The sequence below is a fragment of the Paraburkholderia sp. A1BS-2L genome, from assembly GCF_051125205.1.
Taxonomy (GTDB): domain Bacteria; phylum Pseudomonadota; class Gammaproteobacteria; order Burkholderiales; family Burkholderiaceae; genus Paraburkholderia.
Genome location: NZ_CP120428.1, coordinates 1,252,339 through 1,264,854 on the forward strand (window position 1 = coordinate 1,252,339; position 12,516 = coordinate 1,264,854).

At 63.9% G+C, this 12,516-nt stretch carries 9 protein-coding genes and 1 tRNA gene; 8 read left to right on the forward strand and 2 right to left on the reverse strand.

The genetic code is table 11. The annotated features are described in order from the left end of the window. The first annotated feature begins 2 nt into the window (after window positions 1–2). The 8 genes from pheS (at window position 3) to P5W98_RS05675 (ending at window position 8,203) form a co-directional block, all read left to right on the forward strand. Window positions 3–1,016: a phenylalanine--tRNA ligase subunit alpha gene (gene pheS / locus P5W98_RS05640; protein ID WP_213296418.1), complete on the forward strand. Its 1,014-nt coding sequence runs from the start codon at window positions 3–5 to the stop codon at window positions 1,014–1,016. Window positions 1,017–1,128: 112 nt separating this feature from the next. Further along, window positions 1,129–3,582 carry a phenylalanine--tRNA ligase subunit beta gene (gene pheT, locus P5W98_RS05645; protein WP_434718449.1) on the forward strand — a complete coding sequence of 818 codons (2,454 nt, stop codon included), beginning with the start codon at window positions 1,129–1,131 and terminating at the stop codon, window positions 3,580–3,582. Between the two features lie 90 nt (window positions 3,583–3,672). Further along, on the forward strand, window positions 3,673–4,083 hold the full coding sequence (locus P5W98_RS05650) for an integration host factor subunit alpha (RefSeq protein ID WP_035530944.1): 411 nt from the start codon (window positions 3,673–3,675) through the stop codon (window positions 4,081–4,083). 145 nt (window positions 4,084–4,228) lie between these two features. Further along, window positions 4,229–4,627, forward strand: a complete 399-nt coding sequence (locus P5W98_RS05655) for a MerR family transcriptional regulator (RefSeq protein WP_421043997.1) — start codon at window positions 4,229–4,231, stop codon at window positions 4,625–4,627. 81 nt (window positions 4,628–4,708) lie between these two features. Continuing rightward, window positions 4,709–4,785, forward strand: a tRNA-Pro gene (locus tag P5W98_RS05660). Window positions 4,786–5,117: 332 nt separating this feature from the next. Further along, entirely contained in the window at window positions 5,118–6,059 is a 942-nt protein-coding gene (locus tag P5W98_RS05665; protein ID WP_434718450.1) for a DMT family transporter, read from the forward strand. A gap of 576 nt (window positions 6,060–6,635) precedes the next feature. Next, complete coding sequence (locus tag P5W98_RS05670) at window positions 6,636–7,169, forward strand: acyloxyacyl hydrolase (protein ID WP_434718513.1); 534 nt, start codon at window positions 6,636–6,638, stop codon at window positions 7,167–7,169. A 173-nt stretch (window positions 7,170–7,342) separates the two neighbouring features. Further along, window positions 7,343–8,203, forward strand: coding sequence for a 3-hydroxybutyryl-CoA dehydrogenase (locus P5W98_RS05675; RefSeq protein WP_434718451.1), 861 nt, complete (start codon window positions 7,343–7,345; stop codon window positions 8,201–8,203). Between the two features lie 167 nt (window positions 8,204–8,370). On the opposite strand, the gene P5W98_RS05680 is transcribed toward P5W98_RS05675, so the two are convergent. Beyond that, on the reverse strand, window positions 8,371–10,662 hold the full coding sequence (locus tag P5W98_RS05680; RefSeq protein WP_434718452.1) for an ATP-dependent DNA helicase: 2,292 nt from the start codon (window positions 10,660–10,662) through the stop codon (window positions 8,371–8,373). Further along, window positions 10,659–12,428, reverse strand: a complete 1,770-nt coding sequence (locus P5W98_RS05685; RefSeq protein ID WP_434718453.1) for a VRR-NUC domain-containing protein — start codon at window positions 12,426–12,428, stop codon at window positions 10,659–10,661. The genes P5W98_RS05680 and P5W98_RS05685 overlap by 4 nt, the downstream gene beginning before the upstream one ends. Between the last annotated feature and the right edge of the window lie 88 nt (window positions 12,429–12,516).

The following is a 12,516-nucleotide window of genomic DNA, read 5'->3' on the forward strand; positions in this document are numbered from 1 at the left end:
CAATGGATCTGGACCAGATTGTCGCCGACGCGCAACGCGCCTTTGCCTCCGCCTCCGACGTCAACACGCTTGAAAATGAAAAAGCGCGTTTTCTCGGTAAATCGGGCGCGCTGACCGAACTGCTCAAGGGCCTCGGCAAGCTCGACCCGGAAACGCGCAAGACCGAAGGTGCGCGCATCAACGCCGTCAAGCAGCAGGTCGAGGCCGCGCTCAACGCGCGCCGCCAGGCGCTTGCCGACGCGCTGCTGAACCAGCGTCTCGCCGCCGAGGCGATCGACGTCACGCTACCGGGCCGTGGCGCCGGCACGGGCAGCCTGCATCCGGTGATGCAGACGTGGGAGCGCGTCGAGCAGATCTTCGGCTCGATCGGCTTCGACGTGGCCGACGGCCCCGAGATCGAAACCGACTGGTACAACTTCACCTCGCTCAACAGCCCGGAAAACCATCCGGCGCGTTCGATGCAGGACACCTTCTATGTGGACGGCAAGGATGCCGAAGGCCGTCCGCTCTTGCTGCGCACCCACACGAGCCCGATGCAGGTGCGCTACGCGCGCACGCACACGCCGCCCATCAAGGTGATCGTGCCGGGCCGTACTTATCGCGTGGACAGCGACGCCACCCACTCGCCGATGTTCAACCAGGTCGAAGGCCTGTGGATCGAAGAGAACATCAGCTTTGCGGACCTCAAGGGCGTCTATACGGACTTCCTGAAGAAGTTCTTCGAGCGCGACGACATCCAGGTGCGTTTCCGCCCGTCGTACTTCCCGTTCACGGAGCCGTCCGCCGAAATCGACATGATGTTCGAGCAGGGCAAGAACGCCGGCAAGTGGCTCGAAATCTCGGGCTCGGGCCAGGTGCATCCGACCGTGATCCGCAACATGGGCCTCGACCCGGAGCGCTATATCGGCTTTGCGTTCGGCAGCGGGCTCGAACGCCTCACGATGCTGCGTTATGGCGTACAGGATCTGCGTCTGTTCTTCGAAGGCGACCTGCGCTTCCTGCGCCAGTTCGCCTGAGGCTAGGCACGGCATCCGCGGTTCGCGAAGCGCACGCAGCACCACAAGCCTTAGGGCAGTGCGCGAGAAAACGCTACGCGACGGTCTCAATCTGTCTGGAACGTAAAACGAAATGCTATTCCCCGAATCCTGGCTGAGAAGCTTTGTCGATCCGAAGCTCACGACCGATGAACTGGCCCATGCGCTGACCATGGCCGGCCTCGAAGTCGAAGGCCTGCGTCCGGCCGCGCCGCCCACTGCGAAGATCGTCGTGGGCCGCGTGATCGAAGTCGTCAAGCACCCGGGCGCGGACAAACTCAACGTCACGCAGGTCGATGCCGGCACCGGCGCGACGCTGCAGATCGTCTGCGGCGCACCCAATGTGGCGCCCGGCATCAAGGTGCCGGTGGCGCTCGTGGGCGCGGAGCTGCCGCCCGCGGAAGAGGGCGGCAAGCCCTTTGCGATCAAGCTCTCGAAGCTGCGCGGGGTGGAAAGCCAGGGCATGTTGTGCTCGGCGCGCGAGCTGAAGCTCTCGGAAGACCACAGCGGCCTCATGATCCTGCCCGAAGACACGCCCATCGGTCAGGACATCCGCGAGACGCTCAATCTCGACGACACCATTTTCGAAATCAAGCTCACGCCGAACAAGGCCGATTGCCTTTCGGTGTACGGCATCGCGCGCGAAACCGCCGCGATCACCGGTGCGCCGCTGCAAGCGCCCGTGTTCCCGAAGGTCGACGTCAAGCTCAACGAAACGTTGCCCGTGAAGATCTCGGCGCCGGACCTGTGCGGCCGTTTCTCGGGCCGCGTGATTCGCGGCGTGAACGCGCACGCGAAGACGCCCGCGTGGATGGTCGAGCGCCTCGAGCGCTCGGGCCAGCGCAGCATCTCGGCCCTCGTCGACATTTCGAACTACGTCATGCTCGAACTGGGCCGCCCGTCGCACGTGTTCGATCTCGACAAGATCCACGGTTCGATGGAGGTGCGCTGGGGCAAGAAGGGCGAACAGCTCAAGCTGCTCAACGGCAGCACCGTCGAAGTCGATGAAACCGTGGGCGTGATCGTCGACGAGCGCGAGATCGAAAGCCTCGCGGGCATCATGGGCGGGGACAGCACCGCCGTCTCGCTAGACACGAAGAACATTTACCTCGAAGCCGCGTTCTGGTGGCCGGACAGCATTCGTGGCCGCTCGCGCCGCTACAACTTCTCGACCGATGCGGGCCACCGCTTCGAGCGCGGCGTGGACTGGTCCACGACTGTCGAGCACATCGAGCGCATCACGCAATTGATCCTCGACATTTGCGGCGGCGAAGCCGGCCCGGTCGACGACCAGACCGTGAACGTGCCCAAGCGCGCGCCGGTGAAGATGCGCGTCGCGCGTGCGAACCGCATCGTCGGCGTGAAGATTGGTGCTGATGAAATCGCACAAATCTTCACGCGTCTCGGCCTTGCGTTCGAACGCAGTGCGGAGAATGGCGACGAGACGTTCAGCGTGATGCCGCCGCCGTATCGCTTCGACATCGAGATCGAGGAAGACTTGATCGAAGAAGTCGCGCGCATTTACGGCTTCGAGAAGATTCCCGCGAACCCGCCTGTCGCACGCAGCGAGATGCGTGCAACGAACGAAACGCGCCGCTCGGTTCACGCGATTCGTCACGCACTCGCGGCGCGCGATTACGCCGAAACGATCAACTTCAGCTTCGTCGATGCCGAGTGGGAGCAGGATTTCGCGGGCAACGCGAATCCCGTAAAGCTGCTGAACCCGATCGCGAGCCAGCTTTCGGTCATGCGCACGACGCTGTTCGGCAGCCTCATCAATGTGCTGCGCCATAACCTCAACCGCCGCGCAGATCGCGTGCGCGTGTTCGAGGCAGGCCGCGTGTTCCTGCACGATCCGTCGATCAAGGCCGGCGAGATGGCGGTGGAAGGTTTCGCGCAGCCGAAGATGATTGGCGCGCTCTCCTATGGTCCCGCGCTCGAAGAGCAGTGGGGCGCGCCCACGCGCGGCGTCGATTACTTCGACGTGAAGGGCGATCTCGAAGCGCTGTTTGCGCCGCTGGGTGCGGCAAAAGCGCCGCGTTTCGTGAAGGCGGAGCACCCGGCGCTGCATCCGGGTCGTAGCGCGCGCATCGAAGTCGATGGCCGCGCGGTGGGCTGGATTGGCGAACTGCATCCGCGCTGGATGCAGAAGTATGACCTGCCTCATGCGCCGATGTTGTTCGAAGTCGAAGCGGACGCGCTGATGGCGCGCGAACTGCCCGCGCCGTCGGAAGTCTCGAAATTTCCGCCGGTTCGACGCGACATCGCACTTGTCGTCGATCAAAAGATCGAAGTGCAGGCACTGCTCGACGAGTTCCAGAAGGGTCTGCAAGACGAGCCCTGCAAGATTGTCCAGAGGGTTGCGTTGTTCGATGAATTTCGTGCAAAATCAAATACTTCCGGACTTGGCGCGGACGAGAAAAGCCTTGCCTTCCGGGTGACCCTGCAAGATACTGGCGGAACCCTTCAGGACGAAACGGTCGATGCGGCCATCAAGTCCCTGGTGGATCGCCTGGCTCGAGTGTTTGGCGCCCGGTTGCGCGGATAGGCTCTACGGCTCATCTCCTGCCGACATCGACTTCCGGTTTGCGAGGTTGCAGTCACCCTGCCAACCGGAAGCGCGCCATTTCATAGATAGATGAACGAAATGAACTCGAGTGATTTCGAAGCCCTTCTTGCGGCACAGCGTAGCGCCATGATTCGCGACATTCCTGCCTCGTCGGCAAGCGCCACGAACGACACGCCCACGCTGACCAAAGCCGAGCTCGCCGAGCTGCTGTTCGACAACGTCGGGCTCAACAAGCGCGAGGCCAAGGATATGGTCGAAGCGTTCTTCGAAGTGATTCGCGACGCGCTCGAAGGCGGTGACAGCGTGAAGCTCTCAGGCTTCGGCAATTTCCAGTTGCGCGACAAGCCGCAACGGCCTGGCCGCAATCCGAAGACCGGAGAGGCGATTCCCATTGCTGCGCGACGCGTGGTGACGTTCCATGCGAGCCAGAAGCTCAAGGCACTGGTCGAGAGCGGCGCCGAGGCTAGCTTTTCGCGCTGATCCACCGATCAAGGCATCATGCGCGGGGAGAACCCGCGCACGCTCGCACGGGCCGCACGTGACAGATCGTGCAGCGGGCGTGACTGGAAACCACTGACCGGCGGCGACGCCACATTTGCGCAACCACCACGACGGCAACCCGGCGATGACATCGACAATCGAAAAGGTCGTCTTGCCTCCCATCCCCGCCAAGCGCTACTTCACGATCGGCGAAGTGAGCGAGTTGTGCGGTGTGAAGCCCCATGTGCTGCGGTATTGGGAGCAGGAGTTCACGCAGTTGAGGCCTGTCAAGCGGCGCGGCAACCGCCGCTACTATCAGCACCACGAAGTCCTGCTGATCCGGCGCATTCGCGAGTTGCTTTACGAGCAGGGATTCACGATCAACGGCGCGCGCAATCGCCTCGATTCGTCGGGCGCGGTGGTGGAAGAGGCCGCGCCGGGCGAGGCGGGTGAGGAGAGCGTTGCGCAGGGCAATATGGCGCTGGTCGACGTCGATCAACTGCGCAAGGAATTGCTGCATGTGATCGATCTGCTCGGTCAGTGAAGACCCTTCGGCAATCTTTGTAGCGAATTGCGATTTAGGTGGTTCTAATTAGAGAAGCGCTCTGTTATACTTTCTAGCTCTCGGGGCGTAGCGCAGCCTGGTAGCGTACCTGCATGGGGTGCAGGTGGTCGGAGGTTCAAATCCTCTCGCCCCGACCAGAAGTCAAAAAGGCCTTACGGTGAAAATCGTAAGGCCTTTTTCTTTTGCGCCAGAAATGTGGCTCGGCGCGATCACACGCGAAGCCGCCTCGTTGTGTTCCTCCGTGGGCTCTCACGCCTAAGCCCGTCTGAAACCCGGCACGGTCCGCCGGTCTACGTAAGCCCTTCAATTCAAAGCGTTGGCCGCCACCGGTCAGGAATAAGTGCGCAACAATCGGTGCTAATTTTTCTCACATATCGATGAGAATCATTCGCTATGAGGGTTGTGCCACGCCCATTACGATTAGCGCTTGACTGCCGGTGTTGTCCCTTTCGTACGCGCACTGTCGACCATGAATCCGCTCGAACTTGCTCAGCTCGTCTTTCTCGCCGCCCTGTGGGGCGGGTCATTTCTCTTTATTCGCGTCGGCGTGACCGATCTGGGCGTGGCGCCGCTGATGGCGCTGCGCGTTGGCATTGGCGCGCTGTTTCTGCTGATCGTGCTGTTTTCGCGGCGCTCGCCTCGCGAGGCGCTTGGCGCATTGCGCGAGCGCGCGTGGCCGCTCTTCGTGGTCGGCATTCTCAATTCGGCCGCGCCGTTCTGCCTCTTCGCGTGGGCTGAGCTCACGCTCTCCGCAGGCGTGACTTCGGTGATCAACGCGACTACGCCGTTGTTTGGCGCCGTGGTCGCGTATTTGTGGCTCAAGGACCGGCTGAGCGGCTTGCGCATCGCGGGCCTAGCGATTGGCTTTGCAGGGGTGCTCGCGCTGGTCTGGGATCAGATCGCCACGCGCGCCGGCGAAGGCGCGGGCACATCGGCCACCGTGCTCGCCGCCGGCGCTGCGCTTTGTGCGGCGGCGCTTTACGGCGTCGCGGCGAGTTTCACGAAGCGTCATCTGACCGGCGTCGATCCGCTCACCGTGGCTGCTGGCACCATGACGGCCGCCACCATCGTGCTGGCGCCTTTCGCACTCGCCACCCGGCCGCATGCCGCGGTTTCCTTGCATGCGTGGGGCGCGGCGCTCTGCCTGGGCGTCGCGTGCACGGGCGTTGCCTATCTGCTGTTCTTCCGCCTGATTGCCGCCATTGGCCCGGCGCGCACGATTACCGTGACGTTCGTGATCCCGGTGTTCGGCATCCTCTGGGGTGCGCTGTTTCTTGATGAGCATGTGTCGGTGGGCATGATCGAGGCCTGTGCTGCGATCCTCGTGGGCACGTCGCTTGCGACTGGCTTTATCAAGCGGCTTCCGGGCATGGGGGCGCGCAGGGAAGGCGCGGGCGCCAAACAACAGTAAGCGCTCCTGGCGGTACGTCAATTGACCTAGTTGCGTACGCAACGATAAGCCGTCGTGCGACGCGACGTCTCGCGCTGCCGTTTTTCCTCCCATTTTTTGCGCATCGCCACGCTTGATGAATGACATCAGTGCGTGGCGTTTGTGCGCCTGCGTGATTTGTCTGGATGCGGTTCTTCAGATTCACGTGATCGAACGCACGGGCGCGCTAATCCGCTTCGCTGAAAGTTCAGTGAATGCCAGCAGGTTCGCTTTAGTCCGATCGCTTCAGGTAAAAGCGATAAGGTTGATACTTTTTTGTAAAGTAAAACCTGCCGAATAATGCGTCATTCGATTTGATTGCAAGGTATTGCATATCGTAGTGAAAGCCTTGAGTCAGGGCGTTCAAGCGAGGTGCGCCTGGTTACAAGCAGAAAGTAGAGGTCGCTATTACACTGGATGCACACTGCGAGAAGAATTCGCAAATGACCGCAGATGAGCGCGCCAAAGGGGAACATCGAGCTTAAATATCGCGTCGTGAAATGTCGTTCGTTTCCAGGGATATTCATGACAGAAAAAAGATCAGAGTGGCCGCTTCGGATGGCACGTGGGGCATGCGCGGCGCTGTTGGCCTGTGGAGCGGCAGGTGCGCATGCTGACCAATTCGGCGTTCAGTTTGGAGCCGGCGTCGCGAGCTATGGAGTGAAGAAGCTCGACCTGGGCCTGGTCTGGGATCCAGGGCTTCAATGGTGGCATTTCGCGGGTTTTCATTTCACGGTGGTGGGCGAGGGGCACGTCGCGTACTGGGATCTCACCGAAGATGGCGCCTCGCATCCGAACATCTGGGAATTCGGCGTGACGCCGGTGTTTCGCATCATCAAGGACAGCGGCTGGTTCCGGCCGTTCTTCGAGGCCGGCGTAGGCGTGCGCCTGCTTTCGCACGTACAGCTCGCGGGCGACCGTACCATGTCGACGGCATTCCAGTTCGCGGACCTGGTGGGGGTGGGTGCGCAGTTCGGCGAGCACCAGAACTTTGAGGCTGGCATTCGTTTTCAACATGTCTCCAACGCGGACATCAAGACGCCTAACCCTGGTCTGAACTTCGGCCAGATCTACGTGCAGTACAACTTTTGAGCCAGACGTGTCCGGGGAGGGGGGATGGTTTAACCCCCCGACGCACCGGTTTCAGCCTGTCTTCATAAGCCTTACACTGTCGAGTCATGATGCGGTGCATCACGCGCACCGCATGGCCGGTTTTTTCCATCGGCGATGCACCGGCGTCGCAGACCAGTGAGTGAGGAGCAGGCATGGCAATCGAAACGGTTGGGATCGTGGGCGCGGGCACCATGGGCAATGGCATCGCGCAGGCGGTGGCCGTGGCGGGTCTCAAGGCAGTGATGATCGACGTGACGGAGGCGGCGCTCTCCAAAGGTGTGGCGACGCTCACGCACAGCCTCGATCGGCTCGTTTCGAAGGGCAAGCTCGATGCGGCCGTGCGCGGTGCAGCCCTCGCGCGCATCGAGTCCAGCACCGACTACCAGCGCCTTGGCAGCGCCGATCTCGTGATCGAAGCAGCCACGGAAAACGCCGAGCTCAAGACGCGCATTCTCAAGCAGATCGAAGCCGCTGCGCGTCCCGACGCGATCATCGCCTCGAACACCTCATCTATTTCGATCACGGCGCTCGCGACGACGCTTGCCGATCCAGCGCGTTTCATCGGCATGCACTTCTTCAATCCCGTGCCGATGATGCCGCTCGTCGAGGTCATTCGCGGCCTGCAGACGCGCCCGGCCGTGGTCGACGCGGTGCGCAATCTCGCACAGCGTCTGGACAAGACGCCCATCGCGGTCAAGAACGCGCCGGGTTTCGTCGTGAACCGCATTCTCGTGCCCATGATCAACGAGGCATTCTTCGTGCTCGCCGAAGGCGTTGCGAGTGCCGAAGAAATCGACGCCGGCATGAAGTTGGGCGCGAATCATCCGATTGGGCCGCTGGCGCTCGCGGACCTGATCGGCCTCGACGTGTGCCTCTCCGTGATGGATGTGTTCCTGAAGGACTTCGGCGATTCGAAGTATCGTGCGTGCCCGCTTTTGCGCGAGATGGTGGCGGCAGGGCAGCTCGGCCGCAAGACCGGTCGGGGCGTGTACCAGTACGACAAGACATCCTGAGGATTGCGGAGCATTAGGGCTCAGGCGTGCAGGCCGACCGTGTACTGCATGACCCCGCTATTCGGTTGCGACTGTGAGTTCGAGTTCACTGCGCAAAGCGTCTGGGTCATGCAAATTCACGTGGGGAGGATCGCATCCGTATGTTTCGGCCTGTTAATCAATGGCATTCAGCCAAGCTGCCACCATGCCGGCAGCAATGCACGCACGTCGGGCCGCGCGAAGCGGTCGTCGAGCAAATGCACGACGCCGTTGTCGCGTTCGGTGCGAATCACGCGGCCCGCGGCCTGTACGACCTTGCGCAATCCGGGAATCAGATAGGTGTAGTCGAACCCGGCGCCGTAGAGCGTTTCCATGCGCTCGCGCATCGCCTCGTTGACGGGATTTACCTGCGGCATGCCGAGCGTCGCAATGAAGGTGCCGATCAGGCGCGTGCCCGGCAAGTCGATGCCCTCGCCGAAAGCGCCGCCGAGCACCGCAAAGCCGATCCCGCAGCCGCCTTCCACGAAGCGCGCGACGAAAGCCTGTTGCTGGGTTTCGTCCATCGTGCGCGACTGCATCCATGTGCTCACATGTGGATGCCGCGCGACGAAGGTATCGGCGGCAAGCTGAAGATAATCGTAGCTGCTGAAGAAGCACAGGTAATTGCCGGGCCGCGCAGCATATTGCGCGGCGATCCGCGCGACCAGTATGTCGAGCGAGCGCTCCCGGTCCTTGTAGCGCGTCGAGATATCGCGTGCGATCCGCACCTCGAGTTGCTCGGTGCGAAATGGCGTGCCGATCTTGACGTTCACGGTGTTTTCCGGCAAGCCGAGCATGTCGGTGTAGTAGTGCGTGGGCGCGAGCGTGGCGGAGAAAAGCGTCACGCTGTGGGCCGCCGCCATGCGCGCGCGCAGCGCGCCCGCCGGCACGATGTTGCGGATGCAGAGCGTCGAGCGCGGACGCTTCGCTTCCCGTGCGCGCAGCGGCGTGACGTCGAAGATCGATTGCGCGTCGAAGCGCTCGGCCATGCGCACGAAGTGCAGCGCGTCGAAATAGAAGCGTTCGAGTTCGGCGTCGCGCATGAGCGCCGGTTGCGCAAGCTGGTCGCCAATCGCGGCAATCACATCGCCGAGCGCGGCGACAAAACCTTCGGGCAGTGTTTCGCTCGCGCGCCAGGCCTGGGGCTGCATGGCGGTTTGCGCGTTCCAGTGGCGCGCGAGACGCGTCAATGCGAGCTTCACCGGGGCGCTCGCGGCGCGTCGCACGGCGTCCATGCGAGTCTGCATGATCTCGGCGGAATACATCGCGCGGGCGCGTTCAGGCAGGTTGTGTGCTTCGTCGACGAGCACGCTCATGCGCCACTGATTGTGCGCACCGAGCATGAACAGCATGGCGCTCACATCGAAGTAGTAGTTGTAGTCGCCGACGATCACGTCGCTCCAGCGCGCGAGCTCCTGGCCGAGGTAGTACGGACACACCTCGTGCTCGCGCGCGACTTCGCGCAGTGTCGCGCGCTCGAGCCGCACGCGCTCGAGGGCGGCGGCGCGCGCGGCGGGCAGGCGGTCGTAGAAGCCACGCGCAAGCGGGCACGATTGTCCGTGGCAGGCGAGGTCGGGGTGCTCGCAGGCCTTCTCGCGCGCGACCAGTTCCAAAACGCGCAGCGGCAGCGCGGTCGTGCTGCTGCCCGCGCCGGCTTTGCCATCGGCCTGCGCATCGGCAAGCGTGTTGAGCGCATCGATGGCGAGTTGACGCCCCGAGCTTTTGGCGCTCAGGAACAGCACCTTGTCGATACCGGCGCGCGCGCAGGCCTTCAACTGCGGGAACAGCGTGCCGATGGTCTTGCCGATGCCGGTCGGCGCCTCCACGAGCAGGCAGCGGCCTTGCGTCGCGGCGCGCCATACGGCCTCGGCGAGATCGCGCTGGCCTTCGCGGAACGCAGCATGCGGCAGGCGCAATGCCGCGAGCGCACCGTCGCGCGCCGCGCGATGCGCGCTTTCCTGTTCCGCCCACGCGATGAAGCGCGCGCACCGCGATTCGAATTCCGCGCGTAATAGTTGTGCGCTCGCGTGCTCGACGAGCGCCGTCTCACGTCCCGAGCCAATCTCGTAGTAGACGAGCGCGAGTTCGAGCGCGTCGAGGCCGAGCTTTTCGCACATCAGCGCGCCGTAGACGCGCAACTGTGCCCAATGAAGCACACGCTGGTTCTCGCGCATCGCATCCAGATCGCCGCGATAGGTCTTGAATTCTTCGAGCCGTTGGCGTGCTGGATCGTAACCGTCGGCGCGGCCGCGCACGGTGAGCGTGCCGAATACGCTGGTGAGCGCGACTTCGGTTTCGTAGCCGGCGGGCCGGCGCGCTGCGATCGCAGCATGGCCGGCGCGGCCTTCGCTTGCATCGGGCGAGGGTGTGAAGCGCAAATCGAGATCGCCGCGTTTTGCGGTGAACTCACAGAGCGTACGGACCGCGACGGTGTAGCTCATGGCATTGACGCAGCGTTCGTGCTGGCCTGCACCGCCCAGCGCACTTGTAGCACGGTCACGGGCAGGCCGTGCGCGGCGCAATACGCGAGCCAGCGGCGCTGATTGTCCTGCAGCCGGTCGCCGGGGCCTTTCACTTCGATCAGTTCGTAGCGTCGCTCGCGGGGCCAGAAACGCACGAGGTCTGGCAGGCCCGAGCGGTTCGCGGCGGGTTCGCGCAGGAGCCGCTCGAACCATAGCCGCAGATGGGCAGCGGGAAAGCAGTCGAGCGCGAGCGTGAGGAGCGCGGCGTCGAGCGCGGGCCATGCGACGTAAGGCGACTGGATGCCGTGCTTCTCGTCAAAACGCTTTTCGATGGTCGCGCGGTACGTGCCGCTTTCGAGTTCGGCGAGGCAGGCGGCAAAGAGCCCGGCGCGCCGCTGGACGAAGTCGGCGGCGTGCAGATCGGCGGGGCCGCGCTGGAACGGATGGAAGAATGCGCCCGGCAGCGCTGCGAAAAGCGCGGGCCAGCAGAGCAGGCCAAACAGGCCGTTGATGAGCGTGTTCTCGACGTAGAAGACCGGTGCGTCCGCGCACTCGAGCGTCCGGCGCGCGGCTTCCTCCACGCGCAGGCCCGCGCAGGCGGCGGGCAGCGTGAGTTCGGCGCTGGTGAACGTCGGCGCATCGCTGGCTTCGATTACGCCAGTTGCCGCGATTTCTGCCCGCGTCGCTGCCTGTGTTGCCGCTGGTATCGGGCTCGTGCTGCGCCGCCGCGCGAGGCGCGCGAGCGTGCGTGTCGCGCGTTGTGCTTCCTCCTCGTTCGCGGGCGCGCCGGCAATCGCCTGCGCGAGCGCGAGGGCGTCGTCGCGGCGACCTAACTGCTCGAGCACGCGCACGCGCCGGTAGCGCGACTCGGGATGGCCGCAGTCGACATAGGCGCGCCAGGCGAGCGCCGGTTCGCCCAGCCGCTCTGCAGCCTGACCCGCTGCGTGGCGCACCCGGTCGTGACGCGAGCGCAGCCAGTCGTTGGACCGGGTGTGCGGCGCGAGCATGTCGAGCGTATCGAGCGCCGCGCTCACGGCGTTGACGGCGCTTGCGGCGTCGGGCGCGAGATCGAAGGTTTCGCGGCAGTCTCGCAGCGCGAGCCAGGCGTCGATGTCGGCGCGCTGCCGGAACGCGCGCGACGCGCTGTCGAGCGGGACGTACTCGTAGCGATAGACGCCCAGATCGGCGAGCACGAACTCGGACCAGTCTTGCCGCAGATTGCCGAAGAACATCAGCCTCAGTCGTTCGCACAGCGGCGCGGCGGCCAAATGGAAGACGGTATCGGCCGAGCCCGGAAACCACGCTGACCAACCGCGCGCCTCGGGCGCAGCGGCTTGCAGGGCTTCGAGCGTTTCGGCACGCGTGGCGCGCGCGCCGGGCGCAACGGCATCGGCCAGCAGGCGCGCGCTGAGCGCCTGCAATTCGGCTTTGGTGACGAGTGCCGCGAGGGCATCGAACGCAAGCACGGGCGCACTGTCCAGCCAGCCGGCATCGGCGAGGGGAGCGGCCGCGGCGCGCGGGCAGCCAATCTCGGCGTAGTCGAGTTTGCTTGCGCGAAAATTCGGGCCCTTACGCATCAGCATGCGTACGAACAGCGCGCGCGAGCCGCGCGGCAGAGCGCCGAAGCTTTGCATGAAGCGCCGCTCGGCTGTGTCGAACAAGTCGGCGCAGCGCGCATCGAGCGAGGCGAGCACGCGCTCGAAGTTCGCGAGGTAATAGAACGGATCGGGGGAGTCGGGAAGCACGCGCGGCACTGTATGAATATACAGCAGTGATGATAGCAGGCCGGCGCGGCCCGCGAGCCCCCGGTCGCGGCAGCGGCGCCAAAGTCCG

Excerpts from the sequence above, each read along its gene's own strand:
- pheS (WP_213296418.1), top strand. The coding sequence starts at position 3 with ATGGATCTGGACCAGATTGTCGCCGACGCGCAACGCGCCTTTGCCTCC.
- pheT (WP_434718449.1), top strand. The coding sequence starts at position 1,129 with ATGCTATTCCCCGAATCCTGGCTGAGAAGCTTTGTCGATCCGAAGCTC.
- P5W98_RS05650 (WP_035530944.1), top strand. The coding sequence starts at position 3,673 with ATGAACGAAATGAACTCGAGTGATTTCGAAGCCCTTCTTGCGGCACAG.
- P5W98_RS05655 (WP_421043997.1), top strand. The coding sequence starts at position 4,229 with ATGACATCGACAATCGAAAAGGTCGTCTTGCCTCCCATCCCCGCCAAG.
- P5W98_RS05665 (WP_434718450.1), top strand. The coding sequence starts at position 5,118 with ATGAATCCGCTCGAACTTGCTCAGCTCGTCTTTCTCGCCGCCCTGTGG.
- P5W98_RS05670 (WP_434718513.1), top strand. The coding sequence starts at position 6,636 with ATGGCACGTGGGGCATGCGCGGCGCTGTTGGCCTGTGGAGCGGCAGGT.
- P5W98_RS05675 (WP_434718451.1), top strand. The coding sequence starts at position 7,343 with ATGGCAATCGAAACGGTTGGGATCGTGGGCGCGGGCACCATGGGCAAT.
- P5W98_RS05680 (WP_434718452.1), bottom strand. The coding sequence starts at position 10,662 with ATGAGCTACACCGTCGCGGTCCGTACGCTCTGTGAGTTCACCGCAAAA.